Raw genomic sequence first — 15709 nt, 5'->3', positions numbered from 1 at the left:
TCTACATATCGATCATCGTGGGTGCRCTCGCGATCGCTGGATGGATTTTGAGATGGATAGGCGATCGTCGGAAAGAGGACCGCGAATGGATGACCGGCAAGYTGGAAACCATCGTGGATAAGCTCAATGACGATATCAAAGGAGACGCGCACTGACGTTAAAGGGAAAACGCAGCGCCGCCTACACGATGTTGAGCAGCAGCGTTCCACTGATCGAGAAAAAGATCATTGTGTTGGAGAAGGACATTAGCCACTTCAAAGACAGCCAGACACGGATGGAGAAGCAGCTAGAGAAGATCGGGGGAAGAGCAGAAAACTACTTTGCTGAGATAGCGAAAGAATCCGACAAATCCTAGAGGTTCGTCCCGCAGGCAAATGAGAAAAGCCCGGAGCAGCTTACACTGACCGGGCTTCCCATGACGACCTGAGATTGAGCAGCCCCACGGAGCATCTTCGGTCGTTCGATCTACTTATCTAGAGGCGTTCGCCATCTGCGCCATTGGTCGGCGCGGTCTTTCATCCAAGACATACGCGGCTTATCCTTGGGGCCATAAAAGCTCAACAGCCCGCCCTCAACCGGCTCGTTCATGGTCGTCATCAGAACGGCACTTCTCTGATTGCCACGAGACAGGTTACGCCTGAGGGCGCTGGGCTTGAATACACCAAGCCCAATATCCCGACATAGCTCAACGATGATGTCGAACCTGAATTGAGGGATTTCCGCCTTTATCATTTTGCGGATCGCCTTCTCATAATCATCCTTGGGTTCAGCATCCGCGAGTTCGTCCATGAGACGCCACTCCCTTTTGCTGATGAGCAGTATGTCTCCCACATAGCCGAGAAGATACCGATCCTTGATAGTCTGAGCCGCTACACCGCTGCCGAGTTCCCAGTCCTCAAGTGTCTTGGGTGTTCCGTTGATTGTGATCCTTGTCATCACCTACTTATCTGAGATCAACTTGGATCGTTTGACCCCTTATCTGCCCTAAAAATCAATATGTTTTGTAAATAGTGGTGAAGGAAAAACTAGGAGAACAAAATGTCCCAACCTACGCATCACATCAGTCTTTGGGCAGGCCGCGCAAAGCGCAATGTCGTGAACGCCAGCTACACAACATCTCTCTACAGCGAAGAACGAGAAGTCAACGGCGAGACGGTTATACAGCTATCTTTGAAGGACGTTCTACTCGACCTGATCTGGCATATGAACAAGCATTCCATTGAGCAGTATATGTCATTCGCGGAATATGAGAAGAACCACCTGAAGGCCGAGATCAAGCAGATGACCGCGATCATGCTGGATTACCCCTACAGCGCAAAGCATCAGCTAGAAAAGCGCTTAGCCAGTATGCCTTACACCTACTTGCTCATCGACACACAGACCGAGTTTGGTCCTGCTGCTCGCCCCGGTGTCATGGTCGTCTTTCCACTAGATAGGCCTATTCTCGACACCGCGCTCTACACCAGAGTAGCATCCCTTCTATTCAGTGAAATTGGCATCGGTGAGCATCAAGAGGGCAAGGTCGCATCCAGCTACTTGTTTGCCCCATATGTTGTAAATCCCTACGTCGAATTATTCGATCATTGTCGCTCGATGCTCGATCCATTCGATTACCGCGACAGCAATGTGGGTGTCTGGGTTAACGCTCGTGACAAGGAGGTTGTAACCACTGACGAGGCAGCAGAGCAGTTCTTCGCCGCCAATGATGAAGAGCTATTCTTCTTTCCGGGTCAGTCATGATCAAGCCAGCCGACATCAAAGCCGATCCACTGCCAGCCCTAGATGCCGCAGCAATCATAAAACAGGACTTAGATGTTCTTCGTAGCAAAGACGCCAAGTGTCCCTTGGCCCTCGCTATCGAGAAGGCATTGATCCTCTTGAGCGCCCCTTTGGCCCCTCCACAAGATGTGAAGTGAAGCGGTAAATATGCGAATTGAAGGAGAACAAAATGGCAGACAATGCTATCGAGAAGTTGATTGACGAAACCCGCGCCGCCTACACAGCTTTAGAGGCTGTTGAACAGGAATTGGTCGCTGTGGAGGGCCAATTGCGCGCAGCGAACCAACGCCGCCGTGACGCGAAGAAGCGTTGCGATATGCTCGACCTGACCATGAAGAAGCACATTCACGAGAAGATGCCCGTCATTCAGGCAAAGATGATCGCGCACGAGGAAATCGAGCAGATACAAGCCGCCGACAGGTCGTTTATCAAGGCTCAAATGGCTTCGATGGGCGCAGCGATTTTGTCGAATGCGAAATCCAACGGTGGTCTGAACCTATCCGTCTAAAGACATTGGACCCGGCAGCTTCGGCTGCCGGGTTATCAGCGATCCTTTAATCGAAGTTCTGAATAGAATAGTAATATCTGATGATCTATATCGATCTATTTTACCGTAATCAGATCTTCAATTTCACTATAGTGAAGCAACGCAACTCTCGCTGATTTAGCTAATTGTCTAGCTGCCGGAGAAAAATCCGCATCGGATACTACCCACGCCTTTTGGGCATCATAGTGTATCATTCCGGCAACAACTTCTTGGACCGCCTTATTTCCTACAGTAGACGCAGACCGTTTACACTGAATTGCGACAATTTCTTCGTCAACTATCGCTAGAAGATCTACGCCCTGATCACCTGAAATTGCTGTTCTACGGGTTACTATTCCATGTCGATGGAATATGCTTTCTACAAGCGCCTCAAATTCCTCTCCGCGCATATCTCGTTCATATGCCATTTCAGAGGAGGAAAGTGAGTATCTTTTGAATTGTACCATGTTGATAACTGTCGCAACAGCATTATCGTAGCCGATTTCCTCGATAAGGTCTGACGGTACAACGGTTTTACAAAAATACTCCGCTTCATTTTTGAACCGAGCCGTATTCTCGTTTCCATAGTCATCTGTGAATGTCAGCATATCGTACTTTTTAGCGAGCGCCTTGATATGAAGAGATACGACTTCATCGAGAGCATTATATTGAGCTCGAACTAAATTCTCGATAATAGATAGTCTAATAGCTTCACTTGTTGACGCTGATCGTTCCTGACACTCGGATTTATGTTTACGATTGTTGCCCACCACCCAAGCAACAATCATAATTAGAGCAACAAATACAATACCTTCCACTTTGGCCTCCAGCCCCGTTCAGGCCATCCTATTCGACCATGGTTCGCGCGCAAGCCCCTTGTCATGGTCCATTTCGCTCCGTCGGCGTATGACGCTTGCTGGCTTGACTTGACCTCCCCACCAAACCACCTTCCCCATATGTGTAATCGAGCAGAACGCGGTATCACCGATAAGGTGCTGAACCTGTTTGGCGCAAAAGTCGGTGCTCGGTTCAATGAAGGCCCATTACTGGTTCATCCCAAGGAACCGGGCAGCGTCATTCGGCTGATCGACGGTGAGCGCGTCTTGGATCAAATGACCTGGGGCTTTCCTGTCTCGCTCAAAAGCAAGAAAACCGGCCTTCCGCTCAAGCCCAAGCCCGTGAATAATGCCCGGTTCGACAAGCTGAACACATTTTGGCGGCGATGGGCAGCAAGTCCAGCCAACCGATGCCTCATCCCTACTGCCCGATACGCAGAAGCCGTTGGGGAACGAGGCCGCATGACAGAGACATGGCTTGCCGTGACGGACCAGCCGATCTTCGCGTGGGCTGGATTATGGAACGACAGCCCGGAGTGGGGGAACGTCTATACCGGCGTGATGACCGAGAACGCGCCTGAGTTGATCGACATTCATGATCGGTCGCCGGTCATCATCGACCCGGAGCATTGGGACACTTGGCTGACAGCGCCGCTGGAAAATCTATTCCAGTTCGACAAGCCCTACCCCGCCGCGAAGATCACCGTCGATGCCACATCAGCCTTGTGGGCTAGGAAGTCGGGACCGGCGCTGGATCGGGATTTACTCATATGACCGGCCTCCAACAGCCTGACGAAGCGGAATGCTGGGCAGAGGCACGGAAACTCATCGATCAATATGGTGATGATGTCGGCCCCTATCTACAGATGATGATCGACGTTCTGATGGAAGAGAGGGAGCATGAGCTTTTCTTAAAGTGGGTGGTCATCCGAAATTGCGTAGGGATGATCGTCAATAGCCAAGGAACTACGTCGCAGCAGTAATTTAGCAGCCCGCCTGCTTCTCCGGGTTCATGACCTCTGCCACGGCATCATAGGCATCCATCAGTTCCAGATTTCGGCCATCGGCGAAAACCACGAGTGTTCCATCATCGCTTGGCTGAAAATAGTCGATTTGATCCATATTAATGGTCACAGGGTTTCCGTCGAGCAGGCTGAATTCCGCGATCATGGCTGTCTCCTCTTCTACTGTGATTTTTCGTTGAGCTTCCCTGCTGATCCGCTTTCGGTTGATAGGGTGGTCCGCCGATCTTCCAACTAGTGTTAAATCCGGCCCAATCACCTCATCAACGCGCGGCCAAGCAAGATAGCCATCCCAATTTCTGCCATCCTTTGTACAGGCAACAGCATATTCGCCTTGATTGCTTATGCTGGTTTTTTGATAAAACTCACCGCAGCCGCGAATGTCTTTCTTCGCCAACAATACCATTACGTCCGGCGACGGTTCTTGCCATGGTCCCGCGTAGCTCTCGCCTAACGTGGGCGCAGGGCCGCAAGCCGACAAGATACATGCTGTCACCAATCCAATCGCAATGCGCAAATTCATTCCCCCATCTGTCAGCACAATCCTATCGGCCACGCCGTTCACCGCAATCCCTCTTGCGTTGTTCCCTTTTCGTTCCTTACGATGTTCCCATGACCCACCCTGATTCCCTATGGCTCGCGCAGAGCCTCCTTCACGCGCCAGCATGGGCACGAGTTGCCCTCACGGCACCCAACGAGCGCCTTCGTGAGCAAGCGGCAGTCGAACTAGCGCAGAGCATCATGACCGCCATAGAGCATCCCCCGACAATCTGGGATCACAGGCAAATGATGCTCCCGCTGTGACGTGGGGGATTACCGCAATCTCAAGTGGGACAATCTCGGCCACTACACGAGCCGGGAAGCCAACATATATGCCCTCTGCTACACCTGCCGACGAACCAGCGTTTTCGATGCCAAGGAATTGGAGCGTTATTTCGTGCTGCGCGGCTGGGCGACGCATATTGGGAGCGTCTACCGACATCTCGTATGTAGCAGGTGCCGACGCCCTGCTGGCAAGATCGGGCCATCGCGCGAACTAGCGACAGTCCACCCGCCGAAAATCCGATAATGCGCAGAGCACGTGCGGATTTAATCCTATACAATCTACGCGACTTGATTAAGCACCGGATAAATCAGAAGGGATAAGCGATAGGGATCGATGGCTGCGTTTAATTAAGACATTGTGTCATCAGGGGCGTTTTCGTCTGAAAGAGCGCTCTAGCTTCCACTCATCATAGGAAAAATAGACACCTGTGACGAGTGCCAGTATGCCGGTGAAGGCAATCACTTGGTCATGATCGAATGATGTTGTGAAGAGCCAATTCGATAGAGCGTTGATAGTTAATCCAACGCATCCGAATACCAGCATGATCACCGGGGTGTAGAGCAAAAAGCATTCCCACCATTTCGGGCCGCGCTTCATCCCTTCGGCTTCCAGGTAATCAGCCGGTAGATATAGACGACGACCATCAACACGATACAGGCAGTGGTGATCGGGCCAAGATACTGGTCGATCTCGGTAATGCGCTTACCCAGATACATGCCAGCGTAGGCAAGAATGACATTCCAGATCAGCGCACCTGCTGCTGTAAAGGCCAAAAAACGCCCGTGTGTGTTGAGGAAATGAAGCGTTTTTCCTTTTACAGATGTGCGTGCTTGAAAGCGGATATGCCCCATCCGAAACAGTCCGGCGGGCAGCGAGATCATCGTCCGCAGCGCGGGCATGAAGCGGAAGACGAACACGACGATCTGGCCATATTTGCCGAACAAGCGGTCGAGCGCCTCGACATCGCGCCATTCCAGCGTGGCCCAGCGGCCGTAGCGATCCACCAGCGGCTTCAACCGAGCAAAGCCCAGCACATGGCCGACCATATACCAGAAATAATTGCCGACCGTGGTGCCGATCGTGCCAGCCAGCAGCAGCCAGCCCATGTCCATCCGCCCCTGGCCGACGCGAATGCCGCCAATGCCCATGATCAGTTCGGACGGGATCGGCGGAAAGACATTTTCCAGCACCATCAGCAGGAAAATGCCCCAATAGCCGCCCGCATCGATCAGGCGGAGAACCCAGTCAGTCAAACCACGCGCTCCCCGTCATGCCAGCGCACGCTGGCATCCCTCTTGCTTGTCGCGCCAAAGGAGGAAGGGAGATCCCAGCTTTCGCTGGGATGACGATGGAGGATCATGAGGATTAGGCCGCCACGCGCGCCGCGAGTCGGGCATCGATCGCGTCCCAGATGAGCCCGCCGGTGTCGGTCCCGTCGAACGCCTCAATCGATACGATCCCAGTCGGCGAGGTCACGTTGATTTCGGTCAGCCATTCGCCGCCGATCACGTCGATGCCCACGAACAGCAGGCCGCGACGCTTGAGTTCCGGCCCCATCGCCGCGCAGATCTCGCGCTCCTTGTCGGTCAATACCGTCTTGGCCGCAGAGCCACCGACCGCCAGGTTGGAGCGGATTTCGCCCGCGCCGGGGATGCGGTTGACCGCGCCTGCGACTTCGCCATCGACCAGCACGATGCGCTTGTCGCCCTCCGCGACGCCGGGAATGAAGGCCTGAACCATGAACGGCTCGACCCACGAGGCGTTGAAGAGTTCCACCAGCGAAGAGAGGTTGGCGCCATTTTTGCCGACATGAAACACCGCCACGCCGCCATTGCCGTAGAGCGGCTTGACCACGATCTCACCATGTTCGGCCAGGAAGGATCGCACTTCGGCCAAGTCACGGGTGATCATCGTCGGCGGCATGAAGCGCGCATAATCCAACACGAACAATTTTTCGGGCGCATTGCGGACGCTGGCGGGGTCGTTGACCACCAATGTCTCATCCTGCACCCGCTCCAGCAGATGCGTGGCGGTGATGTAGGACAGGTCGAAGGGCGGATCCTGCCGCATCAGCACGACATCGACATCGCGGCCAAGGTCGATCATCTCCTCCGGCCCATAGGCGAAATGATCGCCATCCACCTTCTGCACATGCACCGGCCGCGCCTTGGCCAGCACCCGGCCCTCGCGGAACGTCAGGTCATGGGCGAGATAATGATAGAGCCGGTGCCCCCGCGCCTGCCCCGCCAGCATGATGTGGAAAGTCGAATCGCCCGCGATCTTGATGCCCTCCATCGGGTCCATCTGCACCGCGACGGTCAGGGGGTTGAGCTGCGTCATCCAAAAGGCCTTCCACTAACAACATCCGTTCGCTTCGAGCGTGTCGAGAAGCGCGTCGCGCACATGCGGCATTTCTCGACTTCGCTCGAAACGAACGGGATATGGGGCGCTGGGCGGCACATCACCCCCCATGCCAGACATTCGCCAGATGGCGTGGCGCGCGGCCTGGCGCAAGGAGGATGACGTCGATTCGCATATCGTCCCCCGCTTTGCCGAGGTCATGCCACAATATTTCCGCCGCCGCCGCGACACGGCGCAACCGCCGTTCGTCGATCGCCAGGTCCAGTTCCGCCGCCGTGGCGCGCGCCTTGACCTCGACGAAGGCCAGCATCGCGCCCTTGCGCGCGACCAGATCGACCTCGCCCGCCGGGGTCCGCATCCGCCGCCCAACGATCTGCCAGCCTTTGAGCCGCAGCCACCAGGCGGCGATCCGTTCCGCCTGACGGCCCCGCCGCTCGGCGCTTTCGCGCTTCACCCCTTCAATTCCGTCGCCCGGTCATAGAGCGTGCGCCGGTCCAGCCCCAGTTTCTTGGCCACCTCGCCCGCCGCCTTCGACACCGACAGCCGGGTCAACGCCTCGCGCAGCGCCGTATCGGCATCCTCTGCGGTGGCGGGCGGCGCTTCGCCCGGCGGGCCGACGGTTACCACAATCTCGCCCCTGGGCGCGGCATCGGCATAGCGGGCGGATAATTCGCTCAGCGTCCCGCACGCCGTTTCCTCGAACGTCTTGCTGATCTCCCGGCTGACTGCTGCCTCCCGATCGCCCAGATGCGCCGCCATCGCCGACAGGCTTTCCGACAGGCGCGGCCCGCTTTCGTAGAAGACCAAAGTCGCGCGCAATCCCGCCACTTCGTCGAGTGCGTCGCCCCGCGCCTTCGCCTTGCTCGGCAGGAATCCCATGAACAGGAATCGATCGGTCGGCAGTCCCGACAGGGTCAGCGCCGCGATCGCCGCGCTCGGCCCCGGCAGTGTCGTGATCATGCGCCCCGCCGCCCGCGCATCGCGCACCAGCTTATAGCCCGGATCGGAAATCAGCGGTGTGCCCGCATCCGACAGCAAAGCGACCGATTCGCCTGCCATCCGCTCGACCAGCCGCTGGCGCACATTTTCGCCGCTATGGTCATGATAGGGCAGCATCGGCCGGTCAGAGCCTGCATGGCGGAGTAGCCGCGCGCTGACCCGCGTATCCTCGACCGCGACGACATCGGCCAGCCGCAACACCTCCGCCGCACGGGGGGTAAGGTCACCAAGGTTGCCGATCGGCCCCGCGACGATATAAAGCCCAGGTTCAAGACCCGATGATTGAGTTTCCATAAGGACGCCAGATGACAGAGACGGATGCCTCCCGGCAAGCGGACTTGTTCGCTTCCCTCAAACGCGGCGCACGACTGGCTTTCGCCGCGAGCGCCTGATGCTCGCCGCCTGTCAGTCGATCGTCCCCAAGGGACCGGCACCCGCCATCCCCACCGGCCCGGCCCAGCCGTCCGGCCCGACCGTGACCGAAGGCCTGCCCACCGACACGTTGCGCCATCGCGTCGCGCTGCTGGTGCCGATGACCGGCACCAATGCGGGCGTCGGCCAATCGATCGCCAACGCCACCACGCTGGCGCTGATGGATACCAAGACCGACAAGGTCCGCATCACCACCTATGACACCGCGCTTGGTGCGGCGGCGGCGGCCAACAAGGCGCTGGCCGATGGCAACCGCCTGATCCTTGGCCCCTTGCTGGCCGATGATGCCCGCGTGATCGGGCCGATCGCGGCGCGCGCCAATGTGCCGGTGATCAGCTTTTCCAACGACAGCGGCGTTGCGGGCAGCGGCGTCTATATCATGGGTTACAACCCCAATCAGTCGATCGAGCGCGTCGTCGCTTCGCCCGGCAAAAGGGACTGAGCCAGTTCGGCGCGCTTGTGCCGCGCGGCACCTATGGCGAGCGGGCGGGCAACGCCCTGTTGCGCGCGGTCGAGCAGGCAGGCGGCACGGTCGTGTCGATGCAGACCTTCGACCGCAGCGCCGCATCGATGACGGCGGCGGTCAAGAAATTGCAGGCCTCCTCCAGCTATGACGCGCTGCTGATCGCCGACAGCGGCCGCGTCGCGCTGCAGATCGCGCCGATCGTGCGCAAAAATGGCGGCGCGACCGCGCGGCTGCTCGGCACCGAATTATGGAATACCGAAGGATCACTGTCCGCCAGCCCGGTACTGCGGGGGGCCTGGTTCGCCAGCGTCTCCGACAGCCTCTATCGCCAGCTCGCGACCAAATATCGCGCCCGTTATGGCAGCACGCCCTTCCGCCTGTCTTCGCTTGGCTATGATGCCGTGCTGTTGACGGTGCGGATCGCGCAGGACTGGAGGCCGGGCAGCGCTTTCCCTGCCGCGCGGTTGCGCGATGCAGGCGGCTTTTCCGGCATCGACGGCGCATTCCGCTTCTCGCGCTCCGGCGTCGCCGAACGCGCGCTGGAAGTGGCCGAAATCGGCGCAGGCAGCCTGACCGTGGTGGCCCCCGCCCCGCGCAGCTTCGGCGATTAAGGCGACCACCCGCCAGGCGCAGGATTTCCCTGTCCTGCGCCTGGCGATGGCGGCATAGTCCCCCTTGGTCCGTTTCGGGGCTGAAAGGGATCGCCCGTCCATGTCCTTGACCGTCCGCATCCTCGTCGCGCTGATCCTGGGCCTGGTTGGTGGCATCGCCCTGGCCGAATGGGGCGAGGGGTGGGACGCGCCGCTGCTGGCCCTGGCCGAGCCGGTGGGCAAGGCGTGGCTCAACGGCCTGCAAATGCCGCTCATCCCCCTGATTTTCGCGCTGCTGGTGACCGGCATCGCGCAGGCGGCCACGACCGCGCGCACCAACGGCATGGCCGGGCGTGCCATTGTCCTGTTCGCGATCCTGCTGGTCGCCTCGTCCACCGTCGCGGCGCTCGTCGGGCCAATGCTCCTGCACCTCTGGCCGGTCCCATCCGGCGCGGTTGGCATGTTGGCGGGGGCCGAGGGCACGGCGGAAGTGCCCGGCGTCCGCCCATCGACCGACTGGCTGCTGGGCTTCATCCCCGCCAATCCGATCAAGGCCGCCGCCGAGGGCGAGGTCGTCGCCGTCGTGCTGTTCGCGCTCATCTTCGGCTTTGCCCTCACCCGCATCGCCGAGGCGCGCCGCGCGCAGTTGACCGGCCTGTTCGACGCGCTGACCGACGCGCTGCTGGTGGTCGTCAATTGGGTGCTATGGCTTGCGCCGATAGGCGTCTTCGCGCTGGCGCTGGTGGCGGGCGCGCGGTCGGGCCTCGCCACCGCTGGCGCGCTGCTCCATTATATCGGCTTCATCGTGCTGATCTGCCTGGTCGTCACCCTGCTCGTCTATCCGCTGGTGACGCTGCTCGGCCGGATCGCGCCCGGTCGATTCGCTCGCGCCGCCTTCCCGGCCCAGGCCATCGCCTTCTCGACCCAAAGCTCGATCGCCTCGCTCCCCGCCATGATTCAGGCAAGCGACGGGCCGTTGGCGATACGCCCGACCACACGCAGCATCGTGTTGCCACTCGCCATATCGCTGTTTCGTATCACCAGCCCGCCCGCGAATCTGGGCGTTGCCCTCTATGTGGCGGCGATGAATGGGGTAGCGATCGGCCCGGCACAGATGGTGATGGGCGTGGCGGTCGCCGCGATCGTCAGCTTGGCCGCCGTCGGCCTGCCCAGCCAGGTGAGTTTCTTCACCACCACTGGCCCCATCTGCCTCGCCATGGGCGTGCCGGTGGAGGCGCTACCGCTGTTGCTGGCGGTCGAGACCGTGCCCGACATCTTCCGCACCGTCGGCAATGTGACCGCCGACATGGCGGTAACGCGTATCATCGATCAGAACGGCCTTACGGCACCCGACGCGCCGTCATTATCTTGATCGGCGCTTCGAGCATCTGGCCCTTCATCACGCCCTCGCCAGCCGTGGCGGACTTTGGCGCGGCCAGAATCGTTTTCACCACGTCCAGCCCTTCGACCACATGGGCAAAGACGGCAAAGCCCTGATTGTCGCCCGCCGCCTCCGGCTGGGCATCCATGGCAGGCATCTTGCCGAGCACGACGAAGAAGTCACCAGTCGCGCTCCCCGGCGCATAGCGCGCCATCGACAGCGCGCCGTCATCATGGGTCAGGCCGGTCTGGCTGGTCGGTTCATGCTTGATCGGCGGCCGGATGCGCTTGGGGTCATTTTGTGCCCCGCCCTGCACGAAGCCATAATCGGCCGCACCGACGCCGCGATAGAAGACGGTGCCGTCCAACCGCTTCTGATCGACATAAGCGAGGAAATTAGAGGCAGTGACGGGCGCCTTGTCGGCATGGACGGCAACCACGATTCGCCCCGCCGCGGTATCGAGCGCCACCCGCACATCGGCGGGTGCCTGCGCAAAAGCAGGCGAGAGGATCAGGAGTGCGGCGAGCCAAAGGGCGAGGGAGCGAATCATGGCGCCAGCCTAGCCCTTCATACGCCCGATGCCAGCCCTTCAGCCCTCCAACTGGCGCAACAGCGCGCGAACGTCGGCGTCGATGTCGGGATTGCTTTCGCGCAGCTGCTCGATCGTGCGGACCGCGTGGATCACCGTGCTATGGTCGCGCCCACCAAAGATGCGGCCGATTTCCGGCAGCGAGCGCGGCGTCATTTTCTTGGCAAGATACATAGCCACCTGACGCGGGCGCGCCACCGCACGGGCGCGGCGCTTGGAGCGCATTTCAGCAACGTCGATCCGGTAATGGGCGGCGCACAGCTTTTGAATCTCATCGACCGTGATGCGGCGAGCGTTGGCCCGCACCGCATCGGCCAGCATCCCCTGCGCGAAATCCAGGTCGATCGCCCGGCCGGTCAACTGGCCATAGGCGACCAGCTTGTTGAACGCGCCTTCCAGTTCCCGCACGTTGGAACGGATCGAGCGGGCCAGAAAGTCGATCACGGCGTCGGGCACCGGCGGATCGCCCGCAACCGCGCGCTTGGCTTCGAGGATCGCCAGCCGCAGGTCGAGACTGGCGGGCTGAATATCCGCCACCAAACCCCCAGCCAGTCGCGACAAAATGCGCGGATCGATCGATTCGAGCGCCTGGGGTGCCCGGTCGGCGGTCACGACGATACGCGCGCCGGTGTCGATCAGATCGTTGATCGTGTGGAGAAACTCCTCCTGCGTCGATCCCTTGCCCGCGATGAACTGAATATCGTCGATCAGCAGCAGACGCGCCGCGCGCAACCGCGCCTTGAACGCCATCGTCTCATTGGCGCGCATCGCATTGACGAACTCCATCATGAAACGTTCGGCCGACATGTAGAGAACGGGCGCACCCGGCGAATGGGCGGCAAAGGCGGCCGCAATCGCATGGAGCAGATGCGTCTTGCCCTGGCCGGTGCCGCCCTGGATGAACAAGGGGCTGAAACGCGGCTGGGCCTCTGCAGCCATCGCGCGAGCCGCAGAACAGGCTAGTTGGTTGCTTTCACCCACGATGAAATCGGCAAAGCCATGGCGCGGCGTGAAATTGACGGCGCTGGCGACGGTTTCGGGCACCGGGTCCATCGCCGGTTCCGCGCAGACCACTTCAAGCAGTCGCGGGCCGCTGGCGTCGGGGGCACGGCGCACCCGGATGTCGCGCACCTCCGCTCCGGCGCTGCGCCAGGCCATGCGCAGACGGTCGCCAAACTGGCCCGTCACAAAATTGGCGCTGAAATCGGTTGCGACCAGCAGGTCGAGCGTCTGCGAATCCGGGCAATAGTCACCCAGCCGCACCGGCTTGAGCCATTGGTCGAACATGCGCGCGCCAATGTCGCGGCGCAGACCGGCGCGGATCATCGTCCAGGTGGATTCGAGGTCGGCATGTGCCTGTACCCCTGCATCCTCCTGCCAATCCACCACGCCTATATTTTCCGTCATTATCGTGCCGACCCTACCAATATGCCCCCTGCCTACGGGCAGGAACCAGCGACGCGAACGAACCCTTTCGGCAAAAGCCCCTGCTTTGCCGAGTCCATCCCATCCGCTGACTAAATGACGGCCGCACAGAGATGATTCGACGGCGGCCGGATGTCGAAAATAGACAGGGCGGCTCCTTCCAATCAAGGGCGCTGCGGTTCAAAAAAATGAAATAAAGCCGTTGACTCGGCAAACCCGCAGAAAAGGGTTAGTTGCGAAAATATCGCTATTTTTGAGTTAGTTATTTGGTGATTAACTTGGGCATGCACGTCGAATCGCGGGAATTGCGTGTGTCGGCTCTGTGACTGTCTTGTGAATGAACAGGAAAAAGCCCGCATCCCTGGATGGGAGCGGGCTTGTTCAGTCCCTCAGGCGGGAAAAGCTTTAGGCGAGCGCGCTGACGGCCTTGGTCAGGCGGCCGAACTTCCGCGAAGCGGTGTTCTTGTGCATTACGCCGCGCGCAACGCCGCGTGCCATTTCTGGCTGAACCGACTGCAGCGCGGTGGCGGCAGCGTCCTTGTCACCGGCGGCGAGGGCGGCTTCCACCTTCTTCACCAGGGTACGGATCCGGCTGATGCGGGCACCATTGATTGCGGCGCGACGTTCGTTGCGGCGGATGCGCTTCTTGGCTTGCGGCGTATTGGCCATTTAGAGTCCTCGGTTCTCGTCAATATTTGGAAAGAGACCAGTCGGACTCGCCAACCCGCCTCATGAAGGAGCGCGCCTTACAGCGGTTCGTTCCGGGCGTCAACCATTTGGCCCCGCTTCACCGCTGGCATTTTGGACAGAAAAAGGTGGAACGACCGCCATCGACCCGCCGCTGCACCGTGCCGCCACAGGGGCATATATCCCCTTCGCGACCATAGACGCGCCATTGCTTGGAAAAATAGCCCAATTCCCCGTCCGGCCGCGCATAATCGCGCAGCGTCGATCCGCCCGCAACGATCGCAGCGGCCAGCACCGTGCGAATCGAATCGACGAGCAGGACGAGGCGCGACCGGCTGATCTTCCCCGCCGCCCGCGTCGGCGCGATGCCCGCCATGTTCAGCGCCTCGCAGACATAGATATTGCCCAGCCCCGCTACCACTCGCTGGTCCAATAGCGCCGCCTTGATCGACGTCGCCTTGCCCTTGAGCACGACCGTCAGATAGCCAGCGTCGAAATCCGACCCCAACGGCTCCGGCCCCATCCGCGTGAACGGACCATAGGCTTCCCAAGCATCGCTGCGCACCAGATCGATAAAGCCAAAGCGGCGCGGATCGTTGAGCGCCAGTTGCCGTCCTGCCCCAGTCTCGATCAGCAGATGGTCATGCGTGCCAATCTCGGTCGGGTCCACCCGCCAGCGGCCCGACATGCCGAGGTGAAAGATCATCATGTCGCCCCGGTCGGTGGCGATCAGCCCATATTTGGCGCGGCGCGTCAGCACCGTGACTGTCGCCCCGGTCAAACGCTGGCGCAGGTCCACCGGGATGGGGAAGCGCAGATCGGCGCGCCGCGGCTCGACACGAGCGAGAACCGCGCCCTCCAATACGGATCGAAGGCCTGCAACGGTGGTTTCGACTTCGGGAAGCTCTGGCATAAGGATCATCTAGGCAAGAGCGCTTCCAATTCCCAGCTTCTTGGCTGGAACGGCACGCAATCTCTGTCTAGAGGGTCACATATGAGCGAAACAGCATCCTTTGGCTATCGGGACGTCGATGCCGCCGAAAAACAGGGCATGGTCCGTGAGGTCTTTTCCAATGTCGCGGCCAAATATGACCTAATGAACGACGCCATGTCGGTGGGCGCGCACCGGTTGTGGAAGGACCAGTTTGTTCATCGCGTGAAGCCCCGACCAGGCGAGGCGATCCTCGACATGGCCGGCGGCACCGGCGACATCGCCTTTCGCATGCACAAATATGGCGCCGACGTCACCGTGTCGGACATCAACCCGGAAATGCTGGGCGTCGGCATGGAACGCGCGAAGAAGAAGGGCCTGGAGGGCCTGCTCTGGTCGGAGCAGAATGCAGAGCAACTGACCTTCGATGATCGCAGCTTCGACGCCTATACGATCGCCTTCGGCATCCGCAATGTGACGCATATCGACCAGGCGCTGGCCGAAGCGCATCGCGTGCTCAAATTTGGCGGGCGCTTCTTCTGCCTCGAATTTTCAACCACGACCTGGCCGGGCTTTTCGGACGTCTATGACGTCTATTCGCACAAGCTGGTTCCGCAATTGGGCAAGCTGTTTGCCAATGACGCCGATAGCTACCGCTATCTGATCGAGTCGATCCGCCGCTTCCCGCCCATGCCCCAGTTCGAAGGCATGATCCGCGACGCCGGGTTTGTACAGACCAAGGTCGAACCGATCCTGGGTGGCCTGGTCGCGATCCATTCGGGCTGGAAGATTTGATGGGCACTCTTAATAAACCCCTCCCCTTCAGGGGAGGGGTTGGGGTGGGGGCCATCCTCACGCG

Annotated in this window: 19 protein-coding genes and 1 pseudogene; 8 read left to right on the top strand and 12 right to left on the bottom strand. The window is 59.7% G+C overall.

Features of this window, described 5'->3' with window-relative positions; all coding sequences use genetic code 11:
- Positions 1-465 precede the first annotated feature (465 nt).
- Positions 466-936 carry a hypothetical protein gene (locus BF95_RS22220; protein WP_017182584.1) on the bottom strand — a complete coding sequence of 157 codons (471 nt, stop codon included), beginning with the start codon at positions 934-936 and terminating at the stop codon, positions 466-468.
- A gap of 102 nt (positions 937-1038) precedes the next feature.
- Between BF95_RS22220 and BF95_RS22215 the strand changes: the two genes are divergently transcribed.
- Positions 1039-1740 carry a hypothetical protein gene (locus BF95_RS22215; protein ID WP_152542889.1) on the top strand — a complete coding sequence of 234 codons (702 nt, stop codon included), beginning with the start codon at positions 1039-1041 and terminating at the stop codon, positions 1738-1740.
- A gap of 208 nt (positions 1741-1948) precedes the next feature.
- Complete coding sequence (locus tag BF95_RS22205) at positions 1949-2287, top strand: hypothetical protein (RefSeq protein WP_017182581.1); 339 nt, start codon at positions 1949-1951, stop codon at positions 2285-2287.
- Between the two features lie 95 nt (positions 2288-2382).
- On the opposite strand, the gene BF95_RS26755 is transcribed toward BF95_RS22205, so the two are convergent.
- Entirely contained in the window at positions 2383-3123 is a 741-nt protein-coding gene (locus BF95_RS26755; protein ID WP_152542888.1) for a restriction endonuclease, read from the bottom strand.
- A gap of 63 nt (positions 3124-3186) precedes the next feature.
- On the opposite strand from BF95_RS26755, the gene BF95_RS22200 reads away from it, so the two are divergent.
- The gene (locus BF95_RS22200) at positions 3187-3915 is read left to right on the top strand and encodes an SOS response-associated peptidase (protein ID WP_235209939.1); all 729 of its coding nucleotides are present in this window, start codon (positions 3187-3189) and stop codon (positions 3913-3915) included.
- Complete coding sequence (locus BF95_RS22195; protein ID WP_043154533.1) at positions 3912-4124, top strand: hypothetical protein; 213 nt, start codon at positions 3912-3914, stop codon at positions 4122-4124. Before BF95_RS22200 ends, BF95_RS22195 begins: the two co-directional genes overlap by 4 nt.
- Position 4125: 1 nt before the next feature.
- Here the strand turns inward: BF95_RS22195 and BF95_RS27625 are convergent, their stop codons facing one another.
- A complete protein-coding gene (locus BF95_RS27625; protein ID WP_152542887.1) occupies positions 4126-4728 on the bottom strand; it encodes a hypothetical protein in 603 nt (200 codons plus the stop codon).
- Here BF95_RS27625 and BF95_RS30825 point away from each other — a divergent pair.
- Positions 4650-4967 carry a DUF6771 family protein gene (locus tag BF95_RS30825; protein WP_327195506.1) on the top strand — a complete coding sequence of 106 codons (318 nt, stop codon included), beginning with the start codon at positions 4650-4652 and terminating at the stop codon, positions 4965-4967. The two genes, BF95_RS27625 and BF95_RS30825, sit on opposite strands and share 79 nt — an antisense overlap.
- A 385-nt stretch (positions 4968-5352) precedes the next feature.
- On the opposite strand, the gene BF95_RS27620 is transcribed toward BF95_RS30825, so the two are convergent.
- The 5 genes from BF95_RS27620 to rsmI form a co-directional block, all read right to left on the bottom strand.
- Positions 5353-5586: a hypothetical protein gene (locus tag BF95_RS27620; protein ID WP_152542886.1), complete on the bottom strand. Its 234-nt coding sequence runs from the start codon at positions 5584-5586 to the stop codon at positions 5353-5355.
- On the bottom strand, positions 5583-6242 hold the full coding sequence (locus BF95_RS22180) for a DedA family protein (protein WP_043154525.1): 660 nt from the start codon (positions 6240-6242) through the stop codon (positions 5583-5585). The genes BF95_RS27620 and BF95_RS22180 overlap by 4 nt, the downstream gene beginning before the upstream one ends.
- 112 nt (positions 6243-6354) lie before the next feature.
- On the bottom strand, positions 6355-7329 hold the full coding sequence (gene gshB / locus BF95_RS22175) for a glutathione synthase (RefSeq protein WP_043154522.1): 975 nt from the start codon (positions 7327-7329) through the stop codon (positions 6355-6357).
- Positions 7330-7450: 121 nt separating this feature from the next.
- On the bottom strand, positions 7451-7804 hold the full coding sequence (locus tag BF95_RS22170) for a YraN family protein (RefSeq protein WP_043154519.1): 354 nt from the start codon (positions 7802-7804) through the stop codon (positions 7451-7453).
- Positions 7801-8643: a 16S rRNA (cytidine(1402)-2'-O)-methyltransferase gene (rsmI, locus tag BF95_RS22165; protein ID WP_043154517.1), complete on the bottom strand. Its 843-nt coding sequence runs from the start codon at positions 8641-8643 to the stop codon at positions 7801-7803. The genes BF95_RS22170 and rsmI overlap by 4 nt, the downstream gene beginning before the upstream one ends.
- Positions 8644-8740: 97 nt before the next feature.
- Between rsmI and BF95_RS31220 the strand changes: the two are divergent.
- Positions 8741-9858 (top strand): annotated as a pseudogene (locus BF95_RS31220) (penicillin-binding protein activator).
- Positions 9859-9958: 100 nt separating this feature from the next.
- A complete protein-coding gene (locus BF95_RS22155) occupies positions 9959-11209 on the top strand; it encodes a dicarboxylate/amino acid:cation symporter (protein WP_043154514.1) in 1251 nt (416 codons plus the stop codon).
- On the opposite strand, the gene BF95_RS22150 is transcribed toward BF95_RS22155, so the two are convergent.
- From BF95_RS22150 to mutM, 4 genes are all read right to left on the bottom strand, one after another.
- Complete coding sequence (locus BF95_RS22150; RefSeq protein ID WP_043154513.1) at positions 11178-11768, bottom strand: peptidylprolyl isomerase; 591 nt, start codon at positions 11766-11768, stop codon at positions 11178-11180. The two genes, BF95_RS22155 and BF95_RS22150, sit on opposite strands and share 32 nt — an antisense overlap.
- Before the next feature lie 39 nt (positions 11769-11807).
- A complete protein-coding gene (gene dnaA, locus BF95_RS22145; protein ID WP_043154510.1) occupies positions 11808-13214 on the bottom strand; it encodes a chromosomal replication initiator protein DnaA in 1407 nt (468 codons plus the stop codon).
- 423 nt (positions 13215-13637) lie between these two features.
- The gene (gene rpsT, locus BF95_RS22140; protein WP_043154508.1) at positions 13638-13901 is read right to left on the bottom strand and encodes a 30S ribosomal protein S20; all 264 of its coding nucleotides are present in this window, start codon (positions 13899-13901) and stop codon (positions 13638-13640) included.
- Between the two features lie 118 nt (positions 13902-14019).
- Positions 14020-14832, bottom strand: coding sequence for a bifunctional DNA-formamidopyrimidine glycosylase/DNA-(apurinic or apyrimidinic site) lyase (gene mutM, locus BF95_RS22135; protein ID WP_043154544.1), 813 nt, complete (start codon positions 14830-14832; stop codon positions 14020-14022).
- A gap of 81 nt (positions 14833-14913) precedes the next feature.
- Between mutM and BF95_RS22130 the strand changes: the two genes are divergently transcribed.
- Positions 14914-15645 (top strand): class I SAM-dependent methyltransferase, encoded by a 732-nt coding sequence (locus BF95_RS22130; protein ID WP_043154506.1) that lies wholly within the window; start codon positions 14914-14916, stop codon positions 15643-15645.
- Positions 15646-15709: the final 64 nt, after the last annotated feature.

This window comes from Sphingobium sp. Ant17 (assembly GCF_000588875.1).
In the GTDB taxonomy this organism is placed as follows: domain Bacteria; phylum Pseudomonadota; class Alphaproteobacteria; order Sphingomonadales; family Sphingomonadaceae; genus Sphingobium.
This window is presented reverse-complemented; position numbering and strand designations above follow the sequence as displayed.

Bases quoted from the DNA above. Each gene is read 5' to 3' on its own strand.
- BF95_RS22150 (WP_043154513.1), bottom strand. From the start codon at position 11,768: ATGATTCGCTCCCTCGCCCTTTGGCTCGCCGCACTCCTGATCCTCTCG.
- dnaA (WP_043154510.1), bottom strand. From the start codon at position 13,214: ATGACGGAAAATATAGGCGTGGTGGATTGGCAGGAGGATGCAGGGGTA.
- gshB (WP_043154522.1), bottom strand. From the start codon at position 7,329: ATGACGCAGCTCAACCCCCTGACCGTCGCGGTGCAGATGGACCCGATG.
- BF95_RS22205 (WP_017182581.1), top strand. From the start codon at position 1,949: ATGGCAGACAATGCTATCGAGAAGTTGATTGACGAAACCCGCGCCGCC.
- BF95_RS22155 (WP_043154514.1), top strand. From the start codon at position 9,959: ATGTCCTTGACCGTCCGCATCCTCGTCGCGCTGATCCTGGGCCTGGTT.
- BF95_RS22220 (WP_017182584.1), bottom strand. From the start codon at position 936: ATGACAAGGATCACAATCAACGGAACACCCAAGACACTTGAGGACTGG.
- BF95_RS22200 (WP_235209939.1), top strand. From the start codon at position 3,187: ATGGTCCATTTCGCTCCGTCGGCGTATGACGCTTGCTGGCTTGACTTG.
- rsmI (WP_043154517.1), bottom strand. From the start codon at position 8,643: ATGGAAACTCAATCATCGGGTCTTGAACCTGGGCTTTATATCGTCGCG.
- BF95_RS30825 (WP_327195506.1), top strand. From the start codon at position 4,650: ATGCTGTCACCAATCCAATCGCAATGCGCAAATTCATTCCCCCATCTG.
- BF95_RS22130 (WP_043154506.1), top strand. From the start codon at position 14,914: ATGAGCGAAACAGCATCCTTTGGCTATCGGGACGTCGATGCCGCCGAA.
- BF95_RS22195 (WP_043154533.1), top strand. From the start codon at position 3,912: ATGACCGGCCTCCAACAGCCTGACGAAGCGGAATGCTGGGCAGAGGCA.
- rpsT (WP_043154508.1), bottom strand. From the start codon at position 13,901: ATGGCCAATACGCCGCAAGCCAAGAAGCGCATCCGCCGCAACGAACGT.
- mutM (WP_043154544.1), bottom strand. From the start codon at position 14,832: ATGCCAGAGCTTCCCGAAGTCGAAACCACCGTTGCAGGCCTTCGATCC.
- BF95_RS27620 (WP_152542886.1), bottom strand. From the start codon at position 5,586: ATGAAGCGCGGCCCGAAATGGTGGGAATGCTTTTTGCTCTACACCCCG.
- BF95_RS22215 (WP_152542889.1), top strand. From the start codon at position 1,039: ATGTCCCAACCTACGCATCACATCAGTCTTTGGGCAGGCCGCGCAAAG.